This is a genomic window from Duganella sp. Leaf126 (assembly GCF_001423125.1).
Lineage (GTDB): Bacteria > Pseudomonadota > Gammaproteobacteria > Burkholderiales > Burkholderiaceae_D > Rugamonas.
In genome coordinates this window covers 592,418-618,191 of sequence record NZ_LMNW01000031.1, presented here as the reverse complement: position 1 = coordinate 618,191, position 25,774 = coordinate 592,418, and the positions used below count along the sequence as shown (strand labels likewise).

Sequence of the window (25,774 nt, the reverse complement as noted above, 5' to 3'; positions counted from 1 at the left end):
GTCATCCATGGCGATTGATTGCAAATGATAATCATTCTCGATTATAATCCTGCAACTATCAAAATACTATGGATTACCATGTCACGTCCCGTCAGTCCCTGGTTGGCCCTCGGCCTCCTGTCCGCTTCCTCCTTTGCCACCGCCCAGGAAACCGATGCTGCAGTCGCGCTGCAGCAGGTCAACGTGGTGGCCGAGCGCAGTCCCGCATACAACCCCGGCCATAGCAGCGGCGCCACCCGCACCGATACGCCGATCCGCGAAGTGCCGCAGTCGGTGCGCGTGATGAACCAGGAGCAGCTCGAGGACCTGGGCGCCACGCGGCTGGCCGACACCGTCGATTTCGTCAGCGGCATTTCCCGCCTCAACGATTTCGGCGGCACCTGGGACAACTTCGGCATCCGCGGTTTTTCCAGCACCGACATGGGTTTCCTGGTCAACGGCTTTCCCGGTGCGCGCGGCTACAACCCGCCGCGCGACACGGCCACGGTCGAGCGCTTCGAGTTCCTCAAGGGACCGGCCGGCGCGGTCTATGGCAGCAGCGAGCCGGGCGGCACCATCAACATCGTCACCAAGAAGCCGAAATTCACGGCGCGCCACGTGGCCGAGGTGGGCGTCAACGACCGCGGCCTGCGCCGCGCCACGGTCGATACCACCGGTCCGCTCGGTGCAACGGTGGCCTACCGCCTGAACCTGATGACGGAAGAGGGCGATCCGCGCTCGTCGCTGCTGCACAACAAGCGCATGCTGGTGGCGCCGGCGCTGACCTGGCTGATCGACCCGCACACCACGCTCAACTACGAAGCGGAAATCCTGAAGGCGGACACCCCGCTCGATCGCGGCGTGATCAATGTGCGCGGCCGGCTCGGCCTGCTGCCGCGCGACCGCATCCTCAACGAACCGACCGACAGGAATATGCACCTGTCGAGCAAGACCCAGCAGCTGACGCTGGACCGCGAGCTGGCCGCCGGCTGGCGCGCGCGCCTGGGCGCGAGCTACAAGGAAAGCACGTTCGAGGGCGAGTACACGGAAGCGACGTCGCTGGCGGCCGACAACCGCACGCTGAACCGCCAGGCCACCTGGCGCACGCTGCCGTCGCGCGATGTTTCGGCCAACGGCGAGATCGAGGGCAAGTTCGCCACCAGCGCCGTGGCACACACGCTGCTGGTCGGCGCCGAAGCGTCGCGCCTGTGGATGAACACGGAAATCCTGCGCTCGGCCAACACCCCGATCGACATCTATGCGCCCGTGTATGGCAGCGCGCCGGGACCGCTGATCGCGCGCACCTCGAGCTCGGACGAACGCCAGCGCGTCAAAGCCGTGTTCGCGCAGGACCAGATCAGCCTGTCGGAGCAGTGGAAGCTGCTGGCCGGCGTGCGCTGGGACCAGTACAGCCAGGACCTGGTCAACCGCGTGGCCGGCAACGCGCTGGCGCGCCAGCAGAGCGCCGTGTCGCCGCGCGTTGGCGCCACCTATCTGCCCAACAGCTGGAGTGCGCTGTACGTGTCGGCCGGAAAATCATTCCGCGGCAATACCGGCACCGATGTCAACGGCAATGCCTTCGATCCGCAGCAGTCGCGCGCGTACGAAGCGGGCTGGAAACTGCAGAGCGCCGACCAGCGCCTGGGCGCCACGCTGGCCGTGTACGACATCACCAAGACCAATGTGCTGACCGCCAGCGACGTGCCGGGCTTCTCGGTGGCGGCTGGCGAAGTGAAAAGCAGCGGTGTCGAGGCGGACGTGACCGGGCAGATCGGCCGCCACTGGCGCCTGAGCGGCAATGCCTCGTACGACGATGCGCGCGTGACCCGCGACCGCACGCTGGCGGCCGGCACGCGCCTGATGAACGTGCCGAAAGTGAGCGCCGGCCTGCTGGCGATCCGCGAAGACAGCCTGCCGGACGGCAGCCGCTACGGCGTCGGCGCCGGCGTCAACCATGTCGGCGAACGCTCGGGCAATACGGCCGACACCTATGCGCTGCCGTCGTACACGGTGGCGCGCCTGCTCGGCTACTGGCAGCTGAACCAGCACCTCAGGCTCTCGCTCGACGTGCACAACGTGTTCAACCGCACGTACTACACGGCGTCGTGGGCCAACCTGTACGTGATCCCCGGCGCCGAGCGCAGCATCGCCGCCAGGCTCAAGATCGCTCTGTAAGCGCGGGCTGCGGCACGCTGGCCAGCACGGCCATGTTGCGGCCCTGTTCCTTGGCCTTGTACAAGGCCCGGTCCGCCATTTCCAGCAGCAGTTCGGGCGAGTTGTCGTCGCCCGGCACCAGCACCGCCACCCCGATGCTGATGGTCAGCATGCCGAACGGCGACTGCTCGTGCGGCAGCCGGCGCCGCGCCAGCGCCGTGCACATCGATTGCGCGGCGTCGATGGCGTTGCCGGCATCGGTGTCCGCCGCCAGCAGCGCGAATTCCTCGCCGCCGTAGCGCGCCACGATGTCGGTGGCGCGGCGGCCGTGGCTGGTGATCAGGTCGGCCACGGCGCGCAGGGCGGCGTCGCCGGCCTGGTGGCCGTAATGGTCGTTGTATTTCTTGAAGAAGTCCACGTCCAGCATCGACAGCGCGACCGGCTGCCCGGTGCGTGCTGCGCGGCGCCATTCGGCCGCCAGCGCCAGGTCGAAGCCGCGCCGGTTGACCACGCCGGTCAGGCCGTCGGTCGTGCTCAGCGCTGCCAGCTTGCGGTTCGACGCCTCCAGCTCGGCCGTGCGCGCCGCCACCAGTTTTTCCAGCTGTGACTGGTGGCGCGTCAGGCGGTCGATGCGGATCCGGTACAGCAGCGCCAGCGTAAACACCACCAGTCCGACCACCGCCATGCGGAACCACCAGCGCTTCCAGAACGGCGGCGTGATGGTGATGCGCAGCGTGGCCGGCTCCTCGTTCCACACGCCCAGGTGGTTGGCCGCCTTGACCCGGAACACGTAGTTGCCGGGATTGAGGTTGGTATAGCTGGCGCTGCGGTGGGCGGCGTCGGTCTGCACCCAGTCGCGGTCGAACCCCTGCAGCTGGTAGGCGTAGCGGTTGCGGGCCGGATCGGTGTAGTGGAGCGCGGCGAACTCGATCGAGAAGACCGAGGCCTGCGACGACAGCGTGAGCGCGGTGGGCGCGGTGACCGGTCCCTCGGCCCGCACGTCGGCGCGCGGCTTGCCGTTTTGCAGCGAGTGGTTGAACACGGTGATGTCGGTAATTGCCACCTGCGGCGGCACCGACTGGCTGCGCACGCGCGACGGATCGACCGCCGTCATGCCATGCACGCCGCCGAAATACAGCACGCCATCGGCGCCGCGCGCGGATGAATTGACGGTAAAACCTTCGGTCAGGCCGTCGGCTGCGGTAAACAGCGCCACCTTGCCGGTGTCGGGATCGAGGCGGAACAGGCCGGCCAGCGTGCTGCACCAGATCCTGCCGTCACGGTCGTGTTCGATGGCGAGGATTTTCTGGGCCCGCATGGCGGCCGCGTACGACACGAAGCGGACCTTGCCGTCGGCCTCGAACACGGCCAGGTCCAGGCCTTTGCTGGTGCCGATCCATACCCGGCCCTTGGGGTCCTGGTGCAGGCTGACGATGTTGTCGTCGCTGATGCTGGCGCGGTCGGCCTGGTCGTGGCGGAAATGACGGAAGGTGCCGCTGGCGGGATCGAGCCAGTCCAGGCCGCCGCCATTCCATTCCGAGCCGACCCACACCCGCCCGCTGCTGTCCTCGAGCACGGTGGAGGCGCCGTTGACGCTGCGGCTGCGGCTGTCGTGCGGGTCGTTGTAGTAAATCTTGCGGGCGTCGGTGCGCGGATCGTACCGGATCAGACTGTTGCCGGTGGCCAGCCACAGCACGCCGCCGGCGCCGGGCGCGATGTAATTGATGTAATCGCTGGCGGTATTGCCGAAGTGGATGGCCCGGAAGCTGCCGTCCGCGCGGTCGAGGCGATTGAGGCCGTTCGACGTGCCCAGCCACAACGGGCCCTTGCCATCGTCCTGCTGGTACATGGTGTAGACGATCGAGTGACTCAGCTTGCCCGGCGTGCGGTCGTCGGCGCGGTAGGTCCTGACCACGGCGCTGGCGCCGGGGTCGTACAAGCTCATGCCGGAATTGCCGCCGATCCAGAGCTGGCCGTTCGGCGCTGGCGCCAGGCTCAGCAGCGCATTGCTGGCCGGCGCCGTGCGCTGGTCGATGCGGAACGGCACATGACGCGTAAACCCTTCGCTGCTGAGATTGGCGAGCGCGATGCCGTCGGTAAACGACGCGATCCACAACATGCCGCCCCGGTCCTGCATCACGGCGCGCAGGTTGTTGCCGGGCAGGCTGTACGGATCGTCGGCCGCGTGGACGAACTGGTCGAAGGCATTGCGCGCCGGGTCCCAGCGCAGCAGGCCGGCCGACAGGGTCGTGGCCCACAACGCGCCCTTGTTGTCGAGGTTGAAGTCGGTGATCCGGCTGGCGGGCGAGGGCACGGCCACGCGGGTGTTCCAGTCGCTGTGGCCGTCCCAGCGCACCACGCCGGTTTCGGTGCCGATCCACAGCGCGCCGTCGCGGTCGAACTGCAGCGCCCGCACGATGTTGACGCGCGCATCGGCGCGCGGCGACGGATCGACCTGGTGGTGGACGAAGCCGGTGGCGCCGGGCGCCAGGTAATCGAGGCCGCCCGGCCAGGTGGCGGCCCAGACGCCGCCGCGCGCGTCCAGCGCCAGCGCGTTGAGGTCGTTGCTGGCCAGGCTGGTGCGATCCTTGTCGTCGTGGGCGTACACGGTGAACTTGCCGCTGTCCGGGTCGTAGTGCTGCAAGCCGCCCCAGCTGGCGATCCACATGCCGCTGCGGCCGTCGGCAACGATGCGCTTGATGATGCGGCGATTGTTGGGGCCGCTGGCCGGCGCCATCACGGTGAAGTCGTTGGTGTCGGGGTTGAAGCGCGCCAGGCCGTTCTGGGTGCCGGCCCAGATACGGCCCTTGGTATCTTCGTAGATGGCGGCCACGCGGTCGTGCGGCAGGCTGCGCGGGTCGGCCGGGTTGTGGGCGTAGCGCACGGCCTGGTAGCCGTTGTAGCGGTACAGGCCGTTGGTGTGGGTGCCGACCCAGACATAGCCTTTGCGGTCCTGCATCAGCGCCAGCATCGACGGTTCGTCGCCGCCCAGCGGGCCCAGCTTCTTGAAACGCAGCGACGGCGTGGCCGCCTCGGCAGCGCCGGGCCAGGCAGCGGCCACCACCGTGACGACACCCGGTGCCGTGCACAGCAGCGCGCACATCAGCGGACGCAGCAGGAAGGACAAAAGCGGGGACACAACGAGACTGTTCAGCAGCGCCGCGAACGGGCGCAGCGCGGACGATAAATGCGCGGACATGGTGGATTTTCCAGTGTGCCGGTCAACGCCGTCCGGCAGGGTCCAGCGCGAGGCTGGGTTATCATTTTTATAGCTTGGCCGCCATTATACTAGTCATTGAGGCAATGGTTTCGGGATAATAGCCGCTGCTTTGGCGCGATTGTCGCTTTTTAGGGTATAGTTTACGGTGCTGCCTGCCGTGGTTGAGAGCGCCGCCCCCGCACCCGTCCCTTTTCCCCGGTGCGGATTCTGTTGTTTATTGAAGAAAGCTGCTTGTCCCTCCGGGGCCGGCCCACACACTATGTCCGAATCCGAGATTACTACCCCGTCCGTTGACGCCCAGTCCGCACCTGCCGCACCTGCTCCCGTTGCCGTTCCTGCCGTCGCTGCTGCACCGGCCGCACTTGCCGTGCCTGCCGCTGCTGCCGAGGCGCCGTCGCCGGTGCCCGCTGCGCCGGCCGCGGCAAGCGCGGTTGCTGCAGCGCCCGCACCTGGCGCCGCGCCGGCTGCGCGCGTGCGTTTTGCCGACTTCGGCCTGTCGCCGCTGATCCAGCGCGCGCTCGACGAGCAGGGGTATGCGCATCCGACGCCGATCCAGGCCGAGGCCATTCCCGTGCTGCTGCAGGGACGCGATGTCATGGGCGCGGCCCAGACCGGCACCGGCAAGACCGCCAGCTTCTCGCTGCCCATCATCCAGATGCTGCTGGCCCACGCCAGCCACAGCACCTCGCCGGCGCGTCACCCGGTGCGCGCGCTGATCCTCACCCCCACGCGCGAGCTGGCGGTGCAGGTGGCCGACAACATCAAGGCGTACGCCAAACACACGCCGCTGCGTTCCACCGTGGTCTTTGGCGGCATGGACATGAAGCCGCAGACGGCGCTGCTCAAGGCGGGCGTGGAAATCGTCATCGCCACCCCGGGCCGCCTGCTCGACCATATCGAACAGAAAAACATCAGCCTGTCGCAGGTGCAGATGCTGGTCATGGACGAGGCCGACCGCATGCTGGACATGGGTTTCCTGCCTGACTTGCAGCGCATCATCAACCTGCTGCCCAAGCAGCGCCAGAACCTGATGTTCTCGGCCACGTTCTCGGCAGAAATCAAGAAGCTGGCCAACACCTTCCTGAGCAACCCGATCACCATCGAAGTGGCGCGCAGCAACCAGACCGCCGACAAGGTGACCCAGGTCGTGTACAAGGTGGCGGAGAACCAGAAGCACGCGTTGACGGCCCACCTCCTGCGCCAGCGCGAGCTCAAGCAGGTCATCATTTTCTCCAACACCAAGATCGGCGCGTCGCGCCTGGCGCGCGAACTCGAGCGCGAAGGCATGAAGGCGGTCGCCATCCACGGCGACAAGACCCAGCAGGAACGCATGGCCGCGCTCGAAGCGTTCAAGAAGGGCGAGACCGACATCCTGGTCGCCACCGACGTGGCCGCCCGCGGTCTCGACATTTCCGACCTGCCGTGCGTGATCAACTACGACCTGCCGTACAACGCCGAAGACTATGTCCACCGCATCGGCCGCACGGGCCGCGCCGGCGCTTCCGGCGACGCCATCTCGATCTATTCCGACAAGGACGAGCGCCTGCTGGCCGACATCGAAAAGCTGATCAAGCAAACCATCAAGCGCGGCGAGCTTCAGGGCTTCAACCCCGGCTACGCTGCGGCGGGCAGCGACGATCGCAGCGAGCGCGGCGAGCGCCGTCCGCGCCGCCCCGACGACAGCAGCCGCGGCCCGGCCAGCCGCCCCGGCGAACGCGCACCGCGCAGCATGGGCATGGCGCCGCGTCGCGACAAGGTCGATCCATGGTTCCTCAAGCCCTACGAACCGGCCAAGAGCACGCTGCCGCCAGCGTCCACCGCCACTGCCGGCGCCCCCGGCAACAGCAAGCCCAAGCAGAAACTGGCGTTCCTGCTCGGCGGTACGCCCAAGTAAGATGCGGGGGCTCTACCGGGCAGTTGTCACGGCAGCTGTCCCGCAATGTCCTGTCGGCAGGTCATAGCGCGCAGTCGTCGCTGGCACTCACCGCCCGCACTCATAGCCCGCACCTATAGTCCTCGCTCATAGTCCTCACTCGTAGTCCTCGCTCATAGTCCTGACTCACAGCCCGCACTCGTAGTCCACTCCGGTGGCCCGCACCGGCAGCCTGCGGCTGTACTGCCGCGCGGTCAGCTCTGGCAGTCAAGCCGGGCAACCGGCGCGCACCGGCGTCGCCGCCGGCCTTATGGCGCGGTCGGTTCGCCGATGCCGATGGCGATCAGGCCGATGCCCAGGGCGCGCAGGTCCGTGCTGCGGTTGTCGATTTCAGCCGGCCTGGCCGGGTGCGGCACGGCGATGGTCAGGGTGCGCTGGCGACCGTCGGTATCGAACTGCACCAGGCGTTCGCGCGCGCTGCCCGCCAGCGTGATGGTGCGCCGCACCTCGCCCACCGCCAGCACGAACGGCGCGCCGATATTGGGCCCGTACGCCTGCGCGGTCAGATGCAAGATCATCTTGCGCGGGAAGGGGCGGGCAAACTCCAGCACGACCTGGCCGCCATCGGACCAGGCGCCCCACGGCTCGGCAGCGGCCAGTCCCTGCACCCGCGTTAGCGCAGCGGTCCGCCCTGCCACATCGAAGCGGGTGCGGGCCACGATCCGGGCCGGCGCGGGCGCTTGCCCGATCCGCGTCAGCTGGTAGTCGCTGGTGACCACCTGGGCCGCCAGTTCCGGCGGCAAGGCGTGGTCGCCCAGTACCACCACCGTCCCGACCCCCGGCGGCACCATGGCCGCATCGATTGCCTCGCCCGGCGCCAGCAACAAGGTCTGGCTGGCGTGGCGGTCGACGTGGAACTGGGCCCGGAACAGCGCCACTGCATCGTCGCCGATCAGCAGCAGGCGATCGCGCTCGGCGTCGCTCAGCTGTGCATGCAGGGCGCGGCCCACGCGGTCGGCCAGCTGGGCCGGGCCGGCAGCCAGTTGCAAGGTGCGGTAGGACATGACGCTGGCGTTCAGCGCCATGACCGGCAGCAGCAGCCAGACGAAGCCGAGCCGGCCCAGCGCCGGGCGCCAGCACCAGGCAGCGATGACCAGCAATTGCAGCAGCACCAGCTGGTGGAAACGGGACTTGTGCTCGGCCAGGTTGACCAGCTCGGGGCCGTCGACGAACGACAACACGAACGCGGGGCGCAGCGTCAGCGCAGACACCACGATCAGCGCCGCCAGCAGCAGCACCAGCGCCGCGCGCACGCGCCAGTCGCCGCGATGGCCCAGCAGCGGCGAGGCGGCCAGCATGGCCAGCAGCGGAAACACGAAATCGTAGTAGCGCAGGTGCAGGCGCGCGCCTTCGTTCGGCCCGGCATGCGCGATCGACGCCGTGTACAGCACGGTCAACCCCAGCGTGGCGCCCAGCGTGAGCACCGTGTACACGAGCGCATTGCGGCCCGGCTGGCCGGCGGCGGCGCGCGCCTGCGCGCTGGCGGCCGCAGTCAGCAGCGCCAGCAGCGGCACGGCGCACAGCAGCACCAGCGCCATCAGATGACCGTAGGCGTTCCACAGCGCCGGCTGCAGCAGGCGCGCCAGCACGCCGCCGGCGCTTTGCCGGGCCTGGCCGCCGTACATGCTGCCCAGCAGGTCGAGCCCGGCCGCACCGGCCAGCAGCCAGCCCAGCGCCAGTTTCAGCACCAGCGTCGTCGCGGCCATCGCTGCTGCCGCCAGCACGCCGGTCGCCGGCCGGCCGGTGCGCCAGCTGCGCCACAGCGCGTACAGCATGATGGCCGGCAGCAGGAACAGTGCATGCACTTTTACCAGACTCATAAGTCCCAGCACGACGCCGGCCAGTACGGCACTGCGCACGCCGGTGCCGCCCACCTCCGACAGCATGATCCAGCTCAGCACCCAGAAGCCGAGAAAATACGTGGCCTCGGGCATGAAGTAGGCCGTGTAGGTATTGCTGCCGCCGAGCAGCGCGGTCAGCGTCACGACGATGGCGGCCGGGCGGCCGGTCACCGGCAGGGCCACGCGGTACAGGAACGGTGCGGCCAGCACGTACAGCACGGCGTTGCCGACCCGGGCGCACTCGAGGAAGGCCGTGCCGCAGGCATTGGTGGCGCCAAACAGGGCCAGGTACAGATACGACGGCACGATCGCCTCGGACAGCGGCGCCAGCCGCGCATAACGGCTGTAGCTCCACTCGTCGAGGAATACCACCGGGTAGAGGCCATGGTTGCGTACCAGCAGCAACAGCAGGATCAGCGCCACCGCAGCGGGAAAGGCGTAGCGCAGCAGGGGCCGTGTGGGACAAATGTTTGCGGTCATGGCTGTCGCCGTTATCGAGGTGGCCGGGGGGCGGGTGGATGGTCGCGCCGTTCAACGTCACCAGGCCGGCTTGCGCGCCAGCTGGCCAGCAGCTGCTGCATCTGCGGCCAGGTAAAGAATTTGCGCTGTTCGTAATACAGCGCGCCGGCATGCGGACGCTCCAGCGTGCGCGCGATGCTGACCGCTTGCAGTGTCTGCTCGCCGCGCCGCAGGTAGTGCCACAGCACGCACGGAAACAGGCCGATCCAGGTCATCAGCTGCGACGGGTATGCCACGCAGTAACGGCAAAAGCGCAGGCGGTTGCGCCACGGGATGCGCGTGCGTTCGACCGCGCCGTTGGCAGCCAGCGGCCGCAGCACCCGGAACAGCGGCGGCGGCAAGCCTGCGCTGTGGTACAGCGCATACTGGCGCACGCAGGCCAGCAGGCCGGCGGCGTGCGCCGTCTCGACAGCCAGCGCATGCAGCGCGTCGTGGTCCTGGTGGCCGCCTTCCCACGCCGGCACGCACAACAGCCGTGGCGTGCCGGCCTGGCGGCACCACTGCGCCAGCCAGGCTGCGGCCGGCGCCAGCCGGTGCGGCAGGCTGGCGTCGAGGATGGCCAGCTCGGCGCCGGGGAATACGATGTCGTCGGGCGCCACGCCCAGCGCGCCCAGCACGCGGCGCGATTCGGCCGCGCGGCGCGCCGACAGGCTGGCCGTGGCGCTGGTGGTGAAATAGGCGCAGCGCACGCGCAGCCCGCGCGCCATGCAGTCGAGCATGGTTTGCCAGACGCCGAATTCGTCGTCGGGATGGGCGAACAGGAACAGGGCGGCGTCCGCCGCCTCGGTGGTTTCAGTAGGCATCGAAGTCGAGAAAGGAAAAATCGATCGCTTCGGGCGCCAGCCGGACTGAGCCCTCGGCCAGCGGCAGATAGATCAGGTTCAGCGGCGAAGGCCGCAGCCGCTGCGGAATACGCAGGTAGGCGCCGTAGACGCCATGGACGCCGACCGCACCGCCGCTGCCGGCGGCGGGGCGCAAGCCCAGGAACAGCCGCAGCGGCGCTGCTCCCCACCGCGCGCCGCCGACCCCGGGCAACGACCAGTCCGGTTCCGGGCTGGCGGCCAGTTCGGCATATGCATGCACCAGCGGCAGGGCCGGCGCCCGGAATTGCCACACGGGGCCACAACGGCGCACGTCCAGCGGCTTGCCGGGACAGGCGGCGCGCCAGGCCAGGCTGGCCTGGTCCCAGTGCCGGACGAACGACAGCGCGCCAGGCGCGCGCGGCGGCAGGCGGCCGCAGCCGATGCGCGCTTCGAGCGGGCGCACCAGCTGGAAGCCGAGCTTGCGCACAAAGCCGGGCGTGCTGTGGGCATTGGCCACGCCGTACACGCCGTGACAGCCGCGGCCGGCCCCGGCCGCGTAGGTCAGCGCCGCAAGCCTGGTAAACAGGCCGCGGCCCTGGTACGCCGGGTGGGTGGCGGTATTGAGCGACAGCAGGACCGGCACCGGCACTGCGGCGCCGTCGATCACGGCGCGCGCGGCGATGCACACGTAGTGCGCCGCCAGCTGGTCGCCATCCCAGGCGTCGAACCCGAGTGCGGCGCCGTCCGGGTTGTCGCGGTACAGCCATTGCAGGTAGGGGCCGGTAAATTTTCGGGTGCCCGGAAAACACGCCGCGAGCAGGCGCGCATACCCGGCCAGGGCGTCGTCGTCGGTACGGATCGGCAGGAAAGTGGTCATCGGAAGATCCAGTATTTGCTGAGCAAAAAACCGTTGCACGCCACCAGCGGCAGCGCCACCAGCTTGCCTGCCAGCGCTGCCGTGGCAACGCTGGCGGCGCCCGATCCGAGACCGGCATGGAGACCGGCACCGAGGCCGGCGTGGTAGAGCGCCAGCGCGCCGCCCACGCACGCGAGGGTGAGCAGGTAGTTGAGCACGACCACGCACAAAAAACGCAGGAAGCGGCCCATGCTGGGCACGCTGCCAAAGGTAATGCGCGCATGAAAAGCATAATTGAGCAGCAATCCTGCCGCAAATCCGGCGCTGGTGGCGGCCGTTACGCTCACGCCGGGGCCGGCCGACAGCAGGCCCTGCATCACGCCGATGTCGAGCGCGGCGCACAGCAGGCCGCCGCCCACGAACAGCAGGAACTGGCGCCGAGGGGACGCGCGCGCCGGGTCGGTCCGGCTAGTCATGGCGCAGCGGCGCCAGCGACCGCTTGTGGAGTACCCGGCGCGGCACCGAGGCGATATCGTACGCCAGGAACGCCAGGATCAGCTGCATGCCCATCAGGACCGGCAGCGCCGACACCATCACCGTGCCGGCCGGCGTCGCCACACCCTGTTCCGCCGCGCGGACCCAGTGCCAGGCGCCGTAGGCGCTGCCGAACAGCAGCAGCACGGCGCCCAGCGGCAGCTGCAGCGACGCCAGCGACATATTGCGCAGGTAGTAGTTGTAGAACAGGCGCTTGCCGAGGTTGCGCACGTGCTTGCGCAGGAACTCGGTGGCGATGGTGGAGACCTTCAGGTTGCTCACCTCGTCGCCATAGCTCGCGTCCATCGGCACGTCCACCACCACTGCCTGGATCGTGTTGAGGCGAAACAGCATGTCCGATTCGAAAAAATACCGGGTGCTGATGCGGTCGAACGGCAGGTGGCGGGCGGCGTCCGCGTGCAGCGCGGTGTAACCGTTGGTGGGATCGAACACGTCCCAGTAGCCGGACGACAGCTTGGTCAGCAGCGACAGCACCGCGTTGCCGAACAGGCGCACGGTCGGCATGCGGCGGATCTTCTCGAGGTCGAAGAAGCGGTTGCCCTTGGTGTAGTCGGCTTCGCCGCTCAGGATGGGCGCCACGAAATGCGGCAGCAGGGCCGGGTCCATCTGGCCGTCGCCGTCGATCTTGACCAGGATGCGCATGCCGTCGGCCAGCGCCGCGCGGTAGCCGCTGAGCACGGCACCACCGACACCGCGGTTCTCGGCGTGGTGCAGCACCACCACGCGGCGGTCGTGGCACGCGGTCTGCACCAGCGCGCCCGACTGTTCGGGGCAGGCATCGTCGACCACGTAGATGCGCGCCACTTCGGGACCGATCGCGGCCAGCACGCCGAGGATGTGGCGACGCACGCGGTAGCAGGGAATCACGACCGCGATCCGGTCGGCGTCGGCGCAGGGAACGGGAAGCGGATTCATGCGGCGCCTGTCGTCAAGGTGGACGGTTCCCGCGCAGCGGCGGGGACCAGGGTGCGGTACCAGTGCCCGCCGTCGAGCACGCGCAGCAGCTGTTCGGTGCTGGCTTGCCAGCTCAGCCAGGGCAGCGCCGACGACGGTGGCGCGGCGCCGGCCGCGTGCAGGGTCAGCCAGTGCTGCAGCGCTGCCGCCAGGTCGGATGCAGCGGTACCGCTGAAGTAATACGCATGCGCGCCGCCGACCTCGCGGAACACCGGCAGGTCGCGCGCGATGATCGGCAACCCGTGCCGGGCGGCCTCGATCAGCGGCAGGCCGAAGCCCTCGCCGATCGATGGCGCCAGCAGCGCCGAGCAGGACTGGTACAGCCGGTTCAGCATGTCGTCGGACGCCCCGGTCAGCCAGAACAGCCGGCGGTCCCGTTCAACGTGGTTCTGCAGCTGCTGCACCAGCTTGTCCACCATCCAGCCCTGCTTGCCCACGATGACCAGGTTCAGGTCCACGCCCTGGCGCCACAGCAACTCGGCCGCGGCCAGCGCCTGGTCCTGGCACTTGCGCGGCTCCAGTGTGCCGACCAGCAGCATGCTGGGCCGCGCTGCGACGGCATCCAGCAGGTCGCCGGCGTTGGCGGGCAGGCCGGTGGTCGGTGCGCTGGCGTCGAGGTCGGCGCCCAGGTGGAAATAGCCGAGCGGCAAAGGCTCGCGGCGGCTGCGGCCGGGACGCGTTGCCAGCCAGTCGTGCAGCTCGTCGGCCACGGCGCGCGAGATGCACAGCACGCCATCGGCCACGGCTGCGATGGTGTCGAGATAGGCGGAGAAATAAGTGTCGGTCCCCACCGGGAACACTTGCGGCTTGAGCAGCGGCAGCAGATCGTACACGACGAAATAGATGTCCACGCCGCGCCGGCGCATGTCCTGCAGGCGCTCGCGGTTTTGCGCGGTGCCGTTGGTGTACAGGTCGAGACCGAGAAAGCGGTCGCCGGCGCGCACCTCGAGCGGCGCATCTTCGAGCGCCATGGTCGGGCAGCCCAGCATGCGCAAGGTGAAGGACCGGGCGTAGCGATACGGACGGTTGCCGCCGTTGCAGTACACAGGCTCCACCCGGTAGCCGGGCGGCGGCGCCTCGACCAGGCGCAGCACGATGGCGCGCACCACGCGCTGGATGCCGGTCTTCAGATCGGCCTCGACCAGCGCCGAGATATCGACGAACAACTGGCGCGGCGCCAGCGGCAGGCGGTTGGCGGCGATCGCTTCGGCCGTTTCCATCAGCGCGCCGGCCGGCGCCGGGCCCAGTGCCTGCAGCGCGGCCAGCAGCGCCGCGTAATGGACGGCCGGGCTGTATGCGGTCGCGGTCTCGATGGCGTCGCGAAAGCGCGGCCCGACCCGGGACGGCGCATGGTGGGCGGCCATGTAGGCGCGCGCGCGCGTTGCCAGGCCGGCGCGCAGGGCCGCGCCGGACGGGCCGTGCAGCTGTGCCAGCGCACCGGCCAGCGCCGCCGCATCGCAGTCGTCAGGCAATCGCAGCAGCACGTCGGCCGGCAGGTCGGCATTGGCGCCGTGGGCGTTGACCACGGTGGGCACGCCATGCAGCAGGCAGTCGAGCACCGAGGCCGAGGTCTCGCCGCGCGTGCGGCTGCGCAGCTGTACGGCAGCGTCGGCGGCTGCCAGCCATCGGGCGTATTGGTCGCCTGCGACGAAGCCGGTGATGCGGATGCGCGCACCGGTGTCTGACCCGGCTGCGGCGATCGCCTGCGCGATGCTGCGGCCGTAGTCGCCGGGATCGGGCGCACCGACAAACACCAGCTGGCAGCGCGGATCGGCCGCCAGCGGACTGGCGAGAAACGCTGCAAGCAGCAGCTCGTTGCGCTTGGTGACACCCATCATGCCGAAGCTGCATACCAGGAAGACATCGTCGGCCACGCCCAGCGCGGCGCGCGCCGTGGCACGGGCGCTGTCGGCGTCATGTCCTGCCGGCAGACCACGGATCAGAGGCACGGTTTGCCACAGCTGTGCGCTGTCGCCGCCATACCACTGCTGCGCCAGGCGCCGCGAAAAGTCGGCGTGGACGATCACGCCGCTGGCATGCTCGAGCACCTGCCTGTTGCACGGGTAGGTCCAGATCGCCGCGTGGCGCCCGTGGCGCTGGTGGGCCAGCAGGCCGGTATGGCCGTGCGATGCATACAGCGCGTCGAGAAAGACCTGGGGCTGGCCGCTGCGCTCCATCTGGTCGAGCGCACCGCTGAGGAAAAAATCGTGCAGCACCACGATGCCGGGATGGCGGCGCAGCAGCGCGAACATGTGCTGGTGCACGCTGTGGTTGCCGAAGTGGTAGAGCACGCGCGCGTAGCGGCCCGCATGGCGGTCGAACCAGGCGCAGTCGCGCACCGGGTAGCGCCGGGCGAGGCCGGGATCGACCGGATCATCGGCAATCAGTTCGATGTCATAGTACCGTTCGAGCTGGGCCAGCAATTCGACGCTGTAGTCGGCAATGCCCGAGTGCTGCGGCGGCAGCGGCGACAGGAAGGCCATCGACGGCCGGGCGGGCCGCGCTGCGATCGGCACGTGCGTGGCCGCTGTGGTGACTGCACGCCCTGCAGCGGCAGACGCCGCACCGCCAGCAGCCGCGGGATCGACGGCAGCTCCGGCGCCGCCAGCGCCCGCACCGGTGGCAGACGCCGCACCGCCTGTAGCCACGGTATCGGCGGCAGTTGCTGCATCGCGCGCAGCTGCGCGATCGACGGCAGCGCCAGCGCCGCCAGCTCCCGCACTGGTTGCAGACGCCGTACCGCCAGCACTCACGGTATCAGCGGCAACTGCTGCAGCGCCGGCGCCCACGGCTCCCGCGCCGGTTGCAGTCGCTATATCGCTGGAAGCGTTTGTGCTGTCAGCAGGCACGGTAGCGACAGTCGCCATATGAGCGGCAACAGCCGACTTGCCGCCGGCAGCCATCAGCCCCGTCAGCGCCGCCAGCATCGCCTCGCCGCTTGCCGCCTGTACCACCTCGACGCCCGGCGCCGCCAGCCGCAGGGCGGCGACGGTGGCGGCGTCGGCCCCGGTCAGCAGGCGGGCCCGGGCCAGCGCCTGGTGCTGCCGTTCGGATGCTGCCAGCGCCATGTTCCTGGCGGCCGGGCCGGACACGCTGTCCGGGCGGCCCATGCTGCCCATGCTGCCCATGCCGCGCAAGCTGCTCATGCTGCCCAAGCTGTAGATGGCCGGCACCGTTCCTGTTCCGGTGACCGCGTGAGGGCTGTCGCGCTCGAACAATCCCGGGGTCCAGACCAGGTCGGCGCGCCAGTCCTGCAGCACGGTGGCGCGCAGCAGGTCGGCGGCGCCACGGCGCCAGTCGTCGCCGCCGCGCGTGGTAGCGAGCACGTGCAGCTGCACCTGGCCCGGCGCGGCAGCGGCCGACGGTATGGCCGGTGCTGTCGCTGACGGCCAGCCGGGTGCGCGGCGCAGGTCGTCGGCCTGCGCGGGCCAGGCGTGGTACAGCATCAGCAGCACGGTGTGGCCGGCCGCCTGCGCTGCGGTGACCAGCGCGCGCACCAGCGCCACGGTGGCTTCGGGGTCGGCGGCGGCGCCGTGCTGGCACGCCTGGAGGTCGATCGCGAGTCGCATGCGTGAAAGGTCTAACGGTCGTCAGGTTGAGGGGGGCGTTCGAGGTCGGCCAGCACGCGGCGCGCCGATTGCGGCAGGTGCGCCAGCGCCGGCGGCACACCGGGCGGCACGATCTCGCTGCTGGCGCCCCGGACCGCGGCATACCAGGCCAGGCAGCGCCGCTGCAGTGCCGGCGCGCGGCGCAGCAGCGCGAAGGTCACGCGCCGCAGCGGCGTCCATTGCGCCAGCGTGACCAGGGTGCGTCGCAGCGCCGCGCGCAGCACGGTGGCGGGAACGGTGCGCACGGCGCCGGACTGGATCAGGCGTCCCGCCGCGCGCAGCGGCCGCGTCACGCGCCACGAGGTGCTGGCGTGGATGGCGTCGAGATGGGCCTGCAGCTGTGCCGCCTGCGCGGCAGCCTCGGCTTGCTGTTGCAGGGCCGCCTGTTGCAGCTTCTGCAGCTGTGCCAGCCGGCCGGTCAGGTCGTCGATGGTGCGCCAGGCGTGGTCCAGGTGGTAGCTGATGTAGCCGTCGAACACATTGGGCGGCACTGCCAGCAGCGGCAGCAGCTGTGCCTGTTCGGCAGCCACGTAGTAGCGGTTCAGGCCATCGAAGTAGGCAAAGCGGTAATCGCCGGCCAGCACCAGCGGTTCCCAGTCTGCGTGGCTGGCGACGGTGCTGTTGGGGACGGTCGCTTCGATCACCAGTATCCACGGGCGCCAGCGGCGCAGGTCCATGCCGCGCAATACCTCGCCCTCGAAACCTTCGACATCGATCTTGAGGAAGTGGATCGTGGCCGGCGCGTGCTCGGCGCAGATGCCGGCCAGGGTCCGCACCGGCACCTCGATCTCGACCACCGCAATGCCGGCCGCGCGGTGGGCCTGCGCGGTGGCGGCGTCGGTGGAGGCCCAGCCGTTGACGTCGGGCGTATCGAACAGCGTGATGCGGCCGTCGGCGGCGCCGCAGGCCAGCGCCAGGTTGATGTCGCGTGGACGGGCGCGCTGCAAGATTGCGCGGTACGACGGCATCGGCTCGATATTGATGCCATGCCAGCCGGCGTCGTAAAACAGCCTGGTCATCGAATCGTGCTGCGGATCGTTGGCGCCGACATCGATGTAAAAGCCGTCCTGCACGGTGCGCAGCGCGCGCCACAGCAGCACGTCTTCGGCATTCTGTGCGTACGAGATCAGCGGCATGCAGCCTCCGGTGCGCATGGCGGGAAAGGGGACAGCGTAACGCAGGCAAACCGTGGCGCCAGATTGGTCATGCCGGCCCAGCGGATGCCTGCGGTGTCGGGCAGTATCGTGAAGGCGCTGACCTCGTGCAGGTAATTGAGCACTTCGCGAAAACTGCCCTGATCATACCCGCCATTGCTAAATCCCACCGTGAGCGTGTAATCGTCCGGTGCCAGCGTCAGGGCGAAGCTGAACCTGGCCGACAGCACCTGGCCGGCAGCCACCGGGCCCGGACACTGGTGCATGCAGTACGAGTTGGTTTCGAACAGCACCACGCCATGGCGGTTGCGGATCTTGAAGCCGATGTGCGGATCGTCGAACGCGCGCTGTACGCGGTAATCGATGCGCAGCGTGACCTGCTGATCGGCCACGATGGTGGCCAGCGGCGTGCCGGCAGCGTCCACGAACGCCGCGCGCAGGCAGGCGACATCGGCGCTGGCGATGCTGCCGGCGCTGCCGGTCAGCCCCGCTGCGTCGGCCAGCTGGTGCAGCGGATCCGCCGCCGCAGCCGGTGCGTTACCGGTCACTGCGGCGCTGGCCGACATGTCACCTGCCACCGCATCGCCGGCCAGCGCAGTACCGGCCGGCGCGGCGCCGACTGCGGCATCGGCAGGGAAATCTGCAGCGGACCGGTCGGGCGTGGTGTGCGTAGCGGGCGCAAGGCGGGTATCGGCCGGGGCATGGCCCAGCAGCTCGGCCTGGTAGCGGTCGACCGCCGTGCGGGGGGCGCCGTCGAAGGCCAGCCGGCCCTGGCGGATATACAGCGCGCGGTCGCAGATGTCCATCACCGTGCCCATGCTGTGCGAGACGAACAGCAGGGTGGTGCCGGCGGCCGTGTAGCGGCGGATGCGGTCGAAGCATTGTTGCTGGAAGAAGACGTCGCCGACCGCCAGCGCTTCATCGACGATCAGGATGTCGGGCCGCTCGCAGGTGGCCACGCTGAAGGCCAGGCGCATCTGCATGCCGCTCGAATACAGGCGCACCGGCTGGTCGAGGTAGTCGCCGATGCCGGCAAAGGCCACGATCGCGGGCAGCAGCGCGGCAAGGCGGCCGGCCTCCAGCCCCATCAGCTGACCGGCCATCAGCACGTTCTGGCGGCCGGTGAAGTCCGGGTGAAAGCCCAGGCCCAGTTCCAGCAGGGCCGCCACCCGCCCGTGCGCGGTCACGCTGCCGACCGTGGGCAGCGTGGTGCCGGTGATCAGTTTCAGGAGCGTGCTCTTGCCGGCGCCGTTGACGCCGATCAGCGCCACCGCCTCGCCGGCGGCGATGCGGAAATCGATGTCCTGCAACACCCAGTGCTGCTGGTGGCGCGCCCCGCGCCACGGCAGCAGCCACTCGGCCAGGCGCGCCCAGCGCGTGGGGTAGCGCTTGAACGCCTTGCCCACGCCGCTGACGGTGATGGCGTCCTGCACGGGATCGGTCATAACTCGTCCCCCATGTCGCCGCCGCGCCGGCGCAGCAGGCGCAGGCCCAGCGCACCGAGCGCCAGCGCGCACAGCGCAGCCGGCAGCAGGCTGGCCCAGTCCGGCGCGCGGCCATGCAACAGCACGTCCTGGAAGCCGCCCGTCACTGCCGCCATCGGATTGAATACCAGCAGCGCGCGCAGCGCCGGCGGCAGGATCGCGGCCGGGTACACGATGGGCGTGAGCCAGAACCAGAACTGGATGAAGATCTGGCAGAACTGGCCGACGTCGCGGAAAAACACATTGAGCACGCCCAGCACCAGGCCCAGGCCCAGCGCCAGCGCCACCTCCAGCAGCAGCAGCGGCAGCAGCAGCGCGAATACGGGTCCCGGGAACCGGCCGCACCCCAGCAGGAACACGGTAAACAGGCCGAAGATGATGGCAAAGTTCAGCAGCGCATTGCCGGCCACGATGACCGGCAGGCAGATGCGCGGAAAGCTGGCCTTCTTGAGCAGGTTGGCGTTCTCGATGAACATGTTCTGGGCGCGCGTGACGATCTCGGCGAACAGGCCCCAGCACAGGATGCCGGCGCACAGGTAGATGCTGTAGCTGTAGCGGCCGAGCTCGCCGAGCGTGCCGGGATCCCGGCTGTCGCCGGCCAGCTTGCCGTGCATGACCTGCGAAAAGATCACCGTGTAGACCAGTATCATCGCCAGCGGATGGAGCACGGACCAGGCGGCGCCGAGCATGGTGTTGCGATAGCGGGCCTCGAACTCGCGCCGTACGCTGCTGCGGACGAAACCACGGCTGTGCCATAGCGCGCGCAGCATGGCGCTCATGGCCGCGCGGCGCCGGCGCGGATCGACCACAACGGCAGCGATAAAGGAATGGCAAGCATGGGTATCCTGCAATAACGATCGAATAATTATATCCCAGACAATTGCAGTTTTATCTTGGCTGTCCGGCAAGCTGCTGCGGCCAATTTGTGCCAAATTCCAACAGATGCCACACGTAAATAGCGGCTGCGCACCGCTGCGGGCGCGATCGTGGGAAATGGTGAATTTCTGTGGATTTTTGTAGGCGATAATGGCCCCGCCATCACGGTAAAGTTGATTCGCCACAACATGGACCTATGAAAAACACCGTTTCCCCGCCGCGCAACGAGATCACCGACGTTCTTTCCACGCTCAAGCGCGCTTTTTTCACGGTGGGCGCGTTCAGCGCCATCACCAACCTGCTGATGCTGGCGCCGTCGCTGTACATGCTGCAGGTGTATGACCGGGTGCTCACCAGCCGCAACGAAACCACCTTGCTGATGCTGACCGTGATGATCCTGGGTGCCTACCTGATGATCAGCGTGCTCGAGCTGGTGCGCAGCTTCATCCTGGTGCGGGTCGGCGCGCGCTTCGACATGGAGCTCAACAAGCGCGTGTACACGGCCGCCTTCGAGCAGAACCTGCGGCGCGCCGGCGGCAATGCCGGCCAGGCCCTGAGCGACCTGACCAATATCCGCCAGTTCCTGACCGGCAGCGCGCTGTTCGCCTTCTTCGACGCGCCGTGGTTTCCGATCTACCTGGTGGTGATCTTCATCTTCGAGCCGGGCCTCGGCGTGTTTGCGCTGTGCGGCACGGTGATCCTGGTGGCGCTGGCGTTTCTCAACGAGCGCGTGTCGAAAAAGCCGCTGGCCGAAGCCAATACGCTGTCGATCGCCTCGGCCTCGCTGGCCACCAACAACCTGCGCAATGCCGAGGTGATCGAAGCGATGGGCATGCTGCCCAACCTGATGGGCCGCTGGTTCAAGCTGCACGGCAAGTTCCTGCACCTGCAGGGCGAGGCCAGCGAAAAGTCCGGGCTGGTGGCGGCCGTCACCAAGTTCGTGCAGATTGCACTGCAGTCGCTGGTGCTCGGTTTCGGCGCCCTGCTGGTGCTGGAAAACAAGATCACGCCGGGCATGATGATTGCCGCCTCGATCCTGCTGGGCCGCGCGCTGGCGCCGGTGCAGCAGGTGATCGGCGTCTGGAAATCGTTTGCCGGCGCGCGCAGCGCCTACGGCCGCCTGATCGAGCTGCTCGGAAATAACCCGGCGCGCCAGGCCGGCATGCCGCTGCCCAAGCCCGCCGGCGTGTTGACGGTGGAGGGCGTGAGCGCGGTGGCGCCGGGCGGCCAGACGACCTTGCTGCGCAATGTGTCGTTCGGTCTGCAGCCGGGCGACGTGGTCGGCGTGATCGGCCCCAGCGGTTCGGGCAAGACCACGCTGGCGCGGCTGCTGGTGGGCGTGTGGCCGGCCGCGATCGGCAAGGTGCGCCTGGACGGCGCCGACATCTACCAGTGGAACAAGGCCGAGCTGGGGCCGCACCTCGGCTACCTGCCGCAGGATATCGAACTGTTTGCCGGCACGGTGGGCGAGAACATCGCCCGCTTCGGCGAAGTGGCGGCCGACAAGGTGGTGCTGGCCGCCCAGCGCGCCGGCGTGCACGACATCATCCTGCGCCTGCCGCAGGGCTACGACACGCCGCTCGGCGACGGCGGCGCCGGCCTGTCCGGCGGCCAGAAACAGCGCCTGGGCCTGGCGCGCGCGATGTACGGCGACCCGGCCGTGCTGGTGCTGGACGAACCGAATTCCAACCTCGACGACGCCGGCGAGCACGCCTTGCTGGCGGCCGTCAACGACCTGCGCGCACGCGGCAAGACCATCGTGCTGATTACCCACCGCACCAGCGCCATCGGCATCACCAACAAGCTGCTGTTGCTGCGCGACGGCGCCGTGGAACTGTTCGGTCCGACCAAGCAGGTGCTGCAGGCGTTGCAGGAGAAAAGCCAGAAGCAGATGCCGGCGCAGGCCCAGCCAACGTCACCGGCATCACCGCAGCCGCCGGCCTCGTCCGCGCCGGCGCCGGCCAGGGAGCCAGCATGAAACTGATGAAAGCCGAATCGAAAACGCTGGCGTCCGACGTGGTCAGCCACGATGTCGCGCCGCTGTCCGTCCATACCGATGCCAGCGGCTACGGCCGCCTGGGCTGGCTGGTGGTGCTGCTGGGCGTGGGCGGCTTCCTGCTGTGGGCCATGCTGGCGCCGCTCGACAAGGGCGTGCCGATGCAGGGCACGGTGGCCAAGGAGGGCAACCGCAAGACCATCCAGCACCAGAACGGCGGCATCATCAACGAGATCCTGGTGCAGGATGGCGATACGGTCAAGGCCGGCCAGCTGCTGGTGCGCATGAGCGACGTGGCGCCGAAGTCGCAGGTGGAAGTGGCGCGCGCCCAGTACCTGGCCGCGCGCGCGGCCGAGGCGCGCCTGGTGGCAGAACGCGACGGCAAGGCCATCGTGTTTCCCGCCGCGCTGCAGGCCTACAGGAACGACCCGCGCACGGCCGAGGTGTTCGAGGTTCAGCAGCAGCTCAAAAGCGCACGCGAGTCGGCGCTCAACAACGAGCTGGCGGCAGTCGATGAAAACATCGCCGGCCTGCGCGCCCAGACCCGCGGTCTGGAGGCGTCGCGCGAAGCCAAGGTGCAGCAGCTGGCCTTCCTCAAGGAGCAGGTCGAGAACATGCGCGACCTGGCCAGGGAAGGCTATATCGCCCGCTCGCGCCTGCTGGAAACGGAGCGTACCTACGCCCAGGTCAGCGGCGCCATTGCCGAAGACACCGGCAACATCATTCGCGGCCAGCGCCAGGTGCTGGAACTGTCGCTGCGCCGCGTGCAGCGCAACCAGGAATACCAGAAGGACGTGCGCTCGGCGCTGTACGACGCCCAGAAGGAAGCCGAATCGCTGTCCGGCCGCATGCTGGCGCTCGACTACGACCTGGCCAATGCCGAGATCCGGGCGCCGGTGGGCGGCATCGTGGTGGGCCTGAACGTGTTTACCCGCGGCGGCGTGGTAGCCCCGGGCGCGCGCCTGCTCGACATCGTGCCGGCCGACGACGGCCTGGTGGTGGAAGGCCTGCTGCCGGTGAACCTGATCGACCGCGTCCACACCGGGCTGCCGGTGGAACTGATCTTCTCGGCGTTCAATGCCAACCGCACGCCCCATATCGAGGGCGTGGTCGAGCAGGTGGCGGCCGACCGCACGGTCGATGAGCGTACCGGCGCGGCGACCTACAAGGTGCGCGTGCGCGTGACGCCGGCCGGCACCCGCAAGATCGCCCAGCAGCACATGGATGTGCGCCCCGGCATGCCGGTCGAGGTGTTCGTCAAAACCGGCGAGCGCACCATGATGAACTACCTGCTCAAGCCGGTGATGGACCGCGCCAAAACGTCGCTGTCGGAGGAATAGTGAAGCCAGTCGTTCCCGTCATGCTGGCGCTGGCCCTGGCTTGCCACGCCGGCGGCGCCCGCGCCATCAGCCTGATGCAGGCCTACCAGTCGGCGCTGCAAAACGATCCCGCCTACCGCGCGGCCGGCCAGGAATACGCATCCGGCATCGAGAACGAGGTGCTGGGCCGCTCGGCGCTGCTGCCCAATGTATCGGCCAGCTATTCGAGCAGCCGGGTCGATGCCGACGTGGTGTACATCACCGGCGGCGTCGAGTCGCCGTCGCGCGCGCTCGAATACCGCAGCAAGTCGGCCGTGGTGCAGGTACGCCAGCCCGTGTTCAGCCTGGAGGCGATCGCGCGCTACCACCAGGGCCTGTCGCAGAGCAGTTATGCGGCGGCCGTATTTGCCTCGCGCAAGCAGGAGCTGATCCTGCGCCTGGCCGGCGCCTATACCGAGGCGCTGTTCGCCAACACCCAGCTGCGCCTGGCCGAGGTGCAGCGCGACGTCTTCATCGAGCAGCGCGCGGTCAACAACCGCCTGTTCGAAAAAGGCGAGGGCACCAAAACCGACATGCTGGAAACCGAGGCCCGGCTCGACCTGGCCGAAGCCCAGGTGCTCGAAGCACGGGACAATGTGCAGACCACGCTGGCGGCGCTGTCGGTCATCGTCGGCCAGGAAGTGACGGCGGTCGACGACGTGGCGGCCGACTTCCGGCTGGCGCCCGACGCTGCGCTGCGGTTCGACGAATGGCGCGACATCGCGCTGCGCCAGAATCCCGACATCATCGCCATGCAGTACGCGGTGGCGTCCTCGCGCGAGGAAATCAGCAAGGCGCGCGCGGGCCACACGCCGCGGGTGGACCTGGTGGCCAGCTATGCGAAAAACAATTCGGACACGCTCAATACGCTGAACCAGGATTCGACCCAGAAGTCGATCGGGTTCCAGATCAACGTGCCGCTGTACGCGGGCGGCGCGGTCAGCGCGGCCACGCGGCAGGCGGTGGCGGGCAGCGAAAAGGCGCGCGCCGACCAGCAGGCCACGACCGACAAGGTGCTGGTGGAATTGCGCAAGCAGCACGCGGTGGTGGTGTCGAGCATGGCGCGGCTGCGCGCGCTGGACAAGGCCGTGGCCTCGGGCACGCTGCTGGTGACAGCCACCGAGCAAAGCATCAAGGGGGGCGTGCGCATCAACCTCGACCTGCTCAACGCACGCCAGCAGCTCTACACGAGCCGGCGCGACCAGGCGCAGGCGCGCTACGGCTACCTGCTGGCGATGCTGAAACTGCGCGCGGCTGCCGGCACGCTCGATGTCGATGCGCTGCGCGACGTGGCCGCGTATTTCCGCTGACCGCGACCGGTCATTTCACCGCGGCGGGAGAAGACAAGAGGGGCGGTCGCCTTGCGCAGACCGCCCCTCTTTGTGTCACGGCTGGACAGGATCAGGCCAGCGCGTAGCCGTCGTGTGCGGAGTCGTGCAGCGGTTCCTGCACCACCGGCGACGGCGTTCCGTTCTTGCTGCCCGCCATGGGCTGGCGCGCTGCGCGCAGGCTGGCGCTGATGCCGTCGGCCAGCGCGGTCAGCGTCTCGTGGCGCTTGCGCGCCTCCGACCGCTTCTTGGAGGCGATCGCCGCCAGGTCCGGTTCGGCCAGCGCCTCGCACGGCAGGCGGTAATCGCCGTCGGCGCGCGGCGTGGCATCGAGCTCCTGCCACAGCGCGTCGTAGTCGGCGTGCACCTTGCCCTGGCGCACCGAGCGGCAGACCGTGCGGTTGTCGTTGCCGACCAGGCGCAGCTCGCTGCAGCCGAGCGTGTAGCCGATCTGGGTCAGCAGCTTGACCATCATGTTTTTCGGGCGCAGGCCGTGCAGCTCGCGGGTCGCGTCCTTGATCACCTGCAGCCCCTGCTCGCCGCGCGGACCCTGCATGCAGCCCACGCCCATCACCATGCCGCGCTCGCCCTGGTGGAACGAGAATGCGCAGTTGTAGACGACCTCGTCGCCCTGCACCAGTTGCAGTACCAGTTCGCCTTCGCGCTCCATCGGTTCGACCGCCGCCAACTGGATATGGTAGGGCAGACCGGTCTTGCCGGTCACGCGGGCCAGCACCACGCGGTCCTTCGAGGCCAGCGCCGTCAGCGGACCCAGGCCCTGGCGCAGGATGAAGCGGTAGTGTTCGGTCAGCAGGGCCACGCGGGCGTCGTAGCCCATGGTGTTGCTGAAATAGGGACGGAAAATCTTGTAGATCATGCGTGGATGGTCCGCCACCAGGTCGATAAACAATGGCGACGAATTGAGCAATGCAAACCAGCCATCGGCGGCCTGGCGGTGCAGCATGGCGCGGGCCGACAATTTGATGGTTTCGCGCAAGCGGCGCAGTCCGGTCAGACCGACGGTACCCGAATGCAGTGTAATCGACATCATGTTTCCTTGTGGTATCAGCGGTGGACATACCGCAAGGACGCGATGGTAGGCCTGCCCCCCGGCACTGGCAATTGGGGCCGGTGCGTAAGGGAAGTCCCGCATATT

The 25,774-nt window shown here is 68.7% G+C and carries 16 protein-coding genes; 5 read left to right on the top strand and 11 right to left on the bottom strand.

The window, feature by feature from the left end; translation table 11 throughout:
* Nucleotides 1-78 precede the first annotated feature (78 nt).
* Nucleotides 79-2,154 carry a TonB-dependent siderophore receptor gene (locus ASF61_RS15920; protein WP_082491741.1) on the top strand — a complete coding sequence of 692 codons (2,076 nt, stop codon included), beginning with the start codon at nucleotides 79-81 and terminating at the stop codon, nucleotides 2,152-2,154.
* Here the strand turns inward: ASF61_RS15920 and ASF61_RS15915 are convergent.
* Complete coding sequence (locus ASF61_RS15915) at nucleotides 2,138-5,332, bottom strand: ligand-binding sensor domain-containing diguanylate cyclase (RefSeq protein ID WP_229205877.1); 3,195 nt, start codon at nucleotides 5,330-5,332, stop codon at nucleotides 2,138-2,140. The two genes, ASF61_RS15920 and ASF61_RS15915, sit on opposite strands and share 17 nt — an antisense overlap.
* Nucleotides 5,333-5,612: 280 nt before the next feature.
* On the opposite strand from ASF61_RS15915, the gene ASF61_RS15910 reads away from it, so the two are divergent.
* On the top strand, nucleotides 5,613-7,247 hold the full coding sequence (locus ASF61_RS15910) for a DEAD/DEAH box helicase (protein ID WP_229205876.1): 1,635 nt from the start codon (nucleotides 5,613-5,615) through the stop codon (nucleotides 7,245-7,247).
* 287 nt (nucleotides 7,248-7,534) lie between these two features.
* Here the strand turns inward: ASF61_RS15910 and ASF61_RS15905 are convergent, their stop codons facing one another.
* Genes ASF61_RS15905 through ASF61_RS15865 form a run of 9 tightly spaced genes read right to left on the bottom strand, consistent with a single transcriptional unit; the run spans nucleotide 7,535 to nucleotide 19,839 of the window.
* A complete protein-coding gene (locus ASF61_RS15905) occupies nucleotides 7,535-9,607 on the bottom strand; it encodes a hypothetical protein (protein WP_056157614.1) in 2,073 nt (690 codons plus the stop codon).
* An 11-nt stretch (nucleotides 9,608-9,618) separates the two neighbouring features.
* Nucleotides 9,619-10,449, bottom strand: coding sequence for a PIG-L deacetylase family protein (locus tag ASF61_RS15900; protein ID WP_056157611.1), 831 nt, complete (start codon nucleotides 10,447-10,449; stop codon nucleotides 9,619-9,621).
* Nucleotides 10,439-11,326, bottom strand: coding sequence for a GNAT family N-acetyltransferase (locus ASF61_RS15895; protein WP_056157608.1), 888 nt, complete (start codon nucleotides 11,324-11,326; stop codon nucleotides 10,439-10,441). The genes ASF61_RS15900 and ASF61_RS15895 overlap by 11 nt, the downstream gene beginning before the upstream one ends.
* Nucleotides 11,323-11,781, bottom strand: a complete 459-nt coding sequence (locus ASF61_RS15890; RefSeq protein ID WP_056157605.1) for a GtrA family protein — start codon at nucleotides 11,779-11,781, stop codon at nucleotides 11,323-11,325. Before ASF61_RS15890 ends, ASF61_RS15895 begins: the two co-directional genes overlap by 4 nt.
* Entirely contained in the window at nucleotides 11,774-12,775 is a 1,002-nt protein-coding gene (locus ASF61_RS15885; protein ID WP_056157602.1) for a glycosyltransferase family 2 protein, read from the bottom strand. The genes ASF61_RS15890 and ASF61_RS15885 overlap by 8 nt, the downstream gene beginning before the upstream one ends.
* Nucleotides 12,772-16,383, bottom strand: a complete 3,612-nt coding sequence (locus ASF61_RS15880) for a glycosyltransferase (protein ID WP_056157599.1) — start codon at nucleotides 16,381-16,383, stop codon at nucleotides 12,772-12,774. The genes ASF61_RS15885 and ASF61_RS15880 overlap by 4 nt, the downstream gene beginning before the upstream one ends.
* Before the next feature lie 11 nt (nucleotides 16,384-16,394).
* Nucleotides 16,395-17,558, bottom strand: a complete 1,164-nt coding sequence (locus ASF61_RS15875; protein WP_056157597.1) for an FkbM family methyltransferase — start codon at nucleotides 17,556-17,558, stop codon at nucleotides 16,395-16,397.
* Nucleotides 17,549-19,021, bottom strand: a complete 1,473-nt coding sequence (locus ASF61_RS15870; protein ID WP_056157592.1) for an ABC transporter ATP-binding protein — start codon at nucleotides 19,019-19,021, stop codon at nucleotides 17,549-17,551. Before ASF61_RS15870 ends, ASF61_RS15875 begins: the two co-directional genes overlap by 10 nt.
* On the bottom strand, nucleotides 19,018-19,839 hold the full coding sequence (locus tag ASF61_RS15865; RefSeq protein WP_056158228.1) for an ABC transporter permease: 822 nt from the start codon (nucleotides 19,837-19,839) through the stop codon (nucleotides 19,018-19,020). Before ASF61_RS15865 ends, ASF61_RS15870 begins: the two co-directional genes overlap by 4 nt.
* A 293-nt stretch (nucleotides 19,840-20,132) precedes the next feature.
* On the opposite strand from ASF61_RS15865, the gene ASF61_RS15860 reads away from it, so the two are divergent.
* From ASF61_RS15860 to ASF61_RS15850, 3 genes are read left to right on the top strand one after another with little or no spacing between them, the layout of a single operon-like run.
* The gene (locus ASF61_RS15860) at nucleotides 20,133-21,914 is read left to right on the top strand and encodes a type I secretion system permease/ATPase (protein WP_056157589.1); all 1,782 of its coding nucleotides are present in this window, start codon (nucleotides 20,133-20,135) and stop codon (nucleotides 21,912-21,914) included.
* Nucleotides 21,911-23,272, top strand: coding sequence for an HlyD family type I secretion periplasmic adaptor subunit (locus tag ASF61_RS15855; protein ID WP_056157587.1), 1,362 nt, complete (start codon nucleotides 21,911-21,913; stop codon nucleotides 23,270-23,272). The genes ASF61_RS15860 and ASF61_RS15855 overlap by 4 nt, the downstream gene beginning before the upstream one ends.
* The gene (locus ASF61_RS15850; RefSeq protein WP_229205875.1) at nucleotides 23,272-24,600 is read left to right on the top strand and encodes a TolC family outer membrane protein; all 1,329 of its coding nucleotides are present in this window, start codon (nucleotides 23,272-23,274) and stop codon (nucleotides 24,598-24,600) included. The genes ASF61_RS15855 and ASF61_RS15850 overlap by 1 nt, the downstream gene beginning before the upstream one ends.
* A 91-nt stretch (nucleotides 24,601-24,691) precedes the next feature.
* Here ASF61_RS15850 and ASF61_RS15845 read toward each other — a convergent pair whose 3' ends face one another.
* Nucleotides 24,692-25,669, bottom strand: a complete 978-nt coding sequence (locus tag ASF61_RS15845; protein WP_229205874.1) for a VirK/YbjX family protein — start codon at nucleotides 25,667-25,669, stop codon at nucleotides 24,692-24,694.
* Nucleotides 25,670-25,774: the final 105 nt, after the last annotated feature.